At 45.0% G+C, this 5,165-nt stretch carries 3 protein-coding genes and 1 pseudogene; all 4 read right to left on the bottom strand.

All coding sequences use genetic code 11. The annotated features are described in order from the left end of the window. A partial coding sequence (locus tag AC11ZT_RS00390; RefSeq protein WP_484057709.1) for a Na-translocating system protein MpsC family protein occupies window positions 1-292 on the bottom strand: 292 nt, incomplete at its 3' end. A 118-nt stretch (window positions 293-410) separates the two neighbouring features. Further along, window positions 411-3,011, bottom strand: coding sequence for a DUF2309 domain-containing protein (locus AC11ZT_RS00395; RefSeq protein WP_484057710.1), 2,601 nt, complete (start codon window positions 3,009-3,011; stop codon window positions 411-413). Beyond that, window positions 3,008-4,525 (bottom strand): NADH dehydrogenase subunit 5, encoded by a 1,518-nt coding sequence (locus tag AC11ZT_RS00400; RefSeq protein ID WP_484057711.1) that lies wholly within the window; start codon window positions 4,523-4,525, stop codon window positions 3,008-3,010. Before AC11ZT_RS00400 ends, AC11ZT_RS00395 begins: the two co-directional genes overlap by 4 nt. A gap of 382 nt (window positions 4,526-4,907) precedes the next feature. Further along, window positions 4,908-5,165, bottom strand: a pseudogene (locus AC11ZT_RS00405) (vWA domain-containing protein); the annotation flags it as partial.

The raw sequence follows: 5,165 nt of genomic DNA on the forward strand, positions 1-5,165 counted from the left end.
CCGTATGGAAGCTCACTACTTTTTCGCCGGTTGTATTGAAGATGATTTCTTTTAATTCATCAAGACCTGATTCTACCAAGCTATTCCGATTCAGCTTTACCGAAAGCAAACCATCCTTATCCTGGCACAACGAATATTCGGCTGGTGTTAAAATGCCGCGTAACGTCACAATAATCATGTCTCGTAAAATGTCTGATTTCACCCCAACAGAGCCGCGGCCCAAATAATATTTTTCCCAATGTGTTAACGCTTTGCTGATTTCTGCTTCTTTCGTACCTTTTGTTTTCTCCATATGAATCCAGTTCCTTCTCCCAAAAGAAATTTAGATGCCTATCCAGTTCCGTTTTTGTTAATGTTTCATCGCTCCTTTTATTTTAGCTTTAAATACACGGGAAAGGAAACGCATTTCTTTACGACCAGCTTTCCCAGTTTCCTTCAGGATCTACAGAAGAAACATGGACCCATCCATTTCTTACCTTTTGGCGAAAATTGGCATCCTGCTCGAATAACCGTTTTACATATTCCTTCGGTGCTTGAATGACAATGCGTAATCGCAAAGGCGCATGATAAGCCTCACTGTCCGACTTCATCACAGACTGCCAAGGAAGACCTGTTAATAAGTCACTCGCATTTCCTTGCATAACACCAATTCCACCTGTTACCGTTTGCGTTGTTTTATTACCGCTGCCATAATAATGCGGAGCTACGGTCGATGCATAGTACTGGAGATTAATCCACTGGGCAACCGTAGCTGGCCCGGCTATAATTCCCGCAAGAATTGCACCGTTCATATCCTTCTTCCAGTTGTAATTATGAAGAAATGCTCGTCCATGTAAATTGGCATCCTTTGTTAGGTTACGATTTCCTATAACAAAGGCTGCATTTTTCGCTAAACCCCATTCAGGTCGGATTTCACTCCAGTCCTCTGCATAGCGGCTTGCCTCCTCCTTAGGATTCGCAAGCTTAGAGTCCGCATTTGGCAATTGTCCGAGCCGCTCAAGGCAAGCTTCTTCGCTCACCCGTGGAAGTGCGGCTTGCACAGAATAAAATGCCTTCTTGGCAGCTTCCGATAACACTGGAACATAAATCCAGTTCAGCTCATCCACAGAAGTAATATGCTCAGCAGCTACAAAAACGGTATCCTCTGGAATAGATATTCCTTCAGCAGCAAGCGCCTTTCTCACTGCTGGCAGATTGCATAGCGATGCTAGTAGCTTCGCATTAAACCCGCTTGAAGCGCCGCCGCACGCTCCGCAGTCTAACGACGAAGCATACGGATTGTTCGTGCTATGACTACCATGACCGCAAATGACGACTAGCGGGGAAAAGTGATTCGTAAGCCCCATCATTTTTAGCGCGTTTCGTGCATACATGATTTGCTCCTGCTCCGTAAATCCAACCGGAAGCGCAGCATCTACGGAAGACTTGCGGTCAAGCGTCAAGTCGGTGCTTGGCTTCTGTAGCCAGCCCTGACGAAATTTACGAAGGACAGATCCTGTACCCCTTGGTGCAATGCTACGTGCGAGTGTTTGCAGGCTAAGCCAAGGACCACTTACTTCTGGCAAAAGCATTCCCGCAAGCAAGTTATGCTTAAGCGTTAAAAAGGTATTACTCATCGCATGCACCACCTGCCCGCGCTCCTGATACTGCTGCAACGCAGACGGTGAAGCTACTTCCTTCATTTGATATTGCGGCTTGAACATGACCGGTAAAGAACTATGTGTGTGCTTACATCCTAATTCATTCGTTTCGATTGGCAATCCAAAGAATCCAGCCGTTCCAAATGTTTCAAATGCACCTGCCTCCTCCAGCTTTCGGCGGAACACCTCAGAACGAACATCAATGCAAAAAGCAAATTGTGCCGTCGCTGCCTTATTCATTTCCACAACTGGTTGCTTAGCGGTCAGCTTACTCTTAAGTTCTTCTTCGTAGGTACCTTCCCATGCCTCCAGCCACAATTTGCGGCGAATCATTTCATCAAATCGGTACGCAAGGGTAAGCCGTGCTTTTCGCTCTGCAGCAGATAACGGTGCCCAGCCATCAAGCGGAAGATTGCCCCAGCGTGCCCAAGAAGCAACGAGCGGTGCAAAGGATACCGATTCTTTTTCCTGCTTTGGCAAAGGAAGATGCGGTTTCACAAACGCCCATTCCATAGAAATCCGGACAGCCAAATACTCCGTAAGCAACGAACGATTTTCTTTCTGCTCACGCCACAGCATCATTCCAGCCCAGCCAGGAAGTGCAAGCAAATGTGCTTCCATGTATTCCTGCATATCTTCATACGGGATTTTCAAAAGAGAAAGCGCCTCCTCTAAACCTTGCTCTGCCTCTTCTGGCCAGTTCTTAAACAGCTTCTGAATGTCATGCGGAACAGCTGGATCATAAATAATTAAAGAACGCCAAGCTCGGTAGAAGCCTTCTTCCTTGCGTGGCATCGCCCAAACTGCCTGCGACTCATCTAAATATAGTTTGCACCATTTAATAAGATGCCGATTTAATCGTTTTTCTGCTTGGTCATCACCCAGGCGTGAGATGCGCCGACTAACCGTGCTAATGATAGGTTTATTGGGGCCTATCGTAAGAAAACGGCTTAATTTTTTTGCTACAAGCTGCAGTTCTACTGCCTTCTCCTCTTCCTCATTCGGCCGTTCCTTCGTTAGCGCCGACCAGCAATATTGCTCTGCAATTTCAAGAGGCAAATCAATCGTCTGAGAACCGAGCCAGCGTTGTAATTTCGTTTTTAATAGATCAAGACGAATCTCACCGCGGTCTCGCGCAGCTTCAAGTATGGAGTCATTTGGAACGATATCGACATCCGCCGTATCCTTCAGGCGGCGTGCGACCTCGGCAAATGTTTGTTGTTCTATGTTCGCCCATGGACTCCGGGCGGCAAACATTGTAATCGGCCCAAGCGGTACAATAACATTGCTTGCAGCCCGTGCTAAATCCTGTACTTGGGCAAATTCCGAAACTTTTTCTGCTTGAAGAAAATTCGCAACTCTTGGATTCATCGTACATTTCCTCCTCTAGTCAATACTTGCAAATACGCTGGATGACTTTCTACCAAGTCATGCTTCGATTCCCCAAAACGAACGAGCCATAAATATAAAATCGAAAATGATTTCGATGAACGATTTCGCATAAGCCAAACTCCCACACCACTTGCGACTAACAAGAATAAGAGCAAGAAAACAGCTAGCAAGGTTGGAGTATGTGAGCTGACAGAAATCGTTTCATGTAACAAGTGATAAAAGACTTTATGAACAATATAGAAAACAACAGATCCACCTGCGAAAATGATCAGTCCCGCTAGTCGCTGCGTGATGCTTGAACCAAGCGCGATGAGCTGCGTCCAGCTAATGATGACAGACCAGCCTAATAGAAACGCACTGATTATTTGATACGTCTCATCAGGTGCTGAAAGCCAAAAACCGATTCCAAGAACAAGGCCAAGTGCCCCGCCAACAAAAATCCCAAGCGATGAACGAGAAGGCGCAGCCTGCGGCACCGACATCTTACGCTGAGCAGCCGAGCCTGCCTGTAAGAAAAGGGTGGATTTAAACAATCCGTGCAGAACAGCATGAATGATAGCTGCCAGATAGGCACCTAAGGCACACTGAATTAACATGAAACCCATTTGCGCAATAGTCGAGCCAACGAGCTGTCTTTTATAATCCACGTGAACAAGCATAATGCCCGTTCCTATTAATACTGAAACGCTAGATACAACAAGGAGAAGAATTTGTGCGATGTCTCCGCTAAAAAGTGGAGAAAAGCGCGTCAGCAAAATTCCTCCCGCATTGACAATCCCAGCATGCATTACTGCAGATACTGGTGTAGGCGTCACGACAGAATCTAGCAGCCAGCGCTGAAACGGCCACTGCGCGGCAGGAATCATGACCGCAATGATAATCAGTACGTTTATTCCAGTTCGCTGCCAAGATGCGAGCTGTGAAAGATGCTCCTGCGTGAAAATGACAGATAACTGATAATACCCAGTTGCTTTCGTTAGCCAAACAATGGCTAGTAACAATAACAGCCAGCTGCCTGCAAATAACCGGCCAGTAACAAAAGAAGCCCTTCTTGCAACGCCCCATTCCTTTTTAAGCCGAATAACCAAAGTAAGTCCTAAGAGCGTAGCTCCCCAGCAAAGAAGAAGAAAACGAACATCATCGCTTAGCCATGCTATCGAATCCGAAACCGTTGTAATCGTCAGCAAAGCAAAATACTTACGGTACGACCGATCCCCAAGTAAATACCGAACCGAAAAACGTTGTACGACAAAGCCAAGCGTAAGAACAAACGATGCGACAAGCCATGACAAGGAATCGAATTGAAACGGACCAAACATTATTTTCTTGCTGCTACTCACAAGTGCAACGAACGCAACGAGCGGCGGAATTGCAATCAAACCCACATGAATGCGAACAGCTGCTAGCGGAATTTTCGGATAAAAAAGAAGTAGAGCACTACAAATAGAAATTGCCAATGCTACAAAGAATACAACCGGTAACGCATTTACCATTACACTTTCCTCCCTAATAGATTCACAGATAACGAAAAAGCCGACAAATTCACTAGCGTAACGGCTTTTACAACCATCACACTAGGAAAATGTCGGCTTACTGTTTACTAACCTGAATAAGGCTTTTAAAAAGTCTACCTACCATATATGCAGTTCTAATCCTTATTCCTTACATAAGGATGCTTATTTTCAATTAGCTTCATTTCGGCCTCTATTTCTGTGACTTTTTCACGTAATCAAGTACGCATGTATTGACTAGATGCTAAAGTGATAGAAGTCTTGTAAACTACTTTTCTGGTGAAAATGTTACTATTTTGTGAACGTTCTGTCAAGTCTTTGAATAGGATTTCTTATATAAAAACTCGAAAAATCCTTCCTGGTTTTAACACTGCCTTTTATCAAACACTGCCTCGCATATTTCATTGTACATCTCATTCAGACCGTCTTTTGTAGCTTCAAAACTGTAAGCATCCTCAAGCGCAATTCCAATGTTATTCGCTTCTTGCGCGGCATCCATATTAGCACCAAGAAAGATGAATTCCCAGTTATACTTCTCCTGCTGATGTTTGACAAGCTCCTTCACTTTACTATACGTAAATTCACGGCTAGCATTCTCCATCCCATCCGTTGTTATGACCAC

This window comes from Ectobacillus sp. (assembly GCF_056992975.1).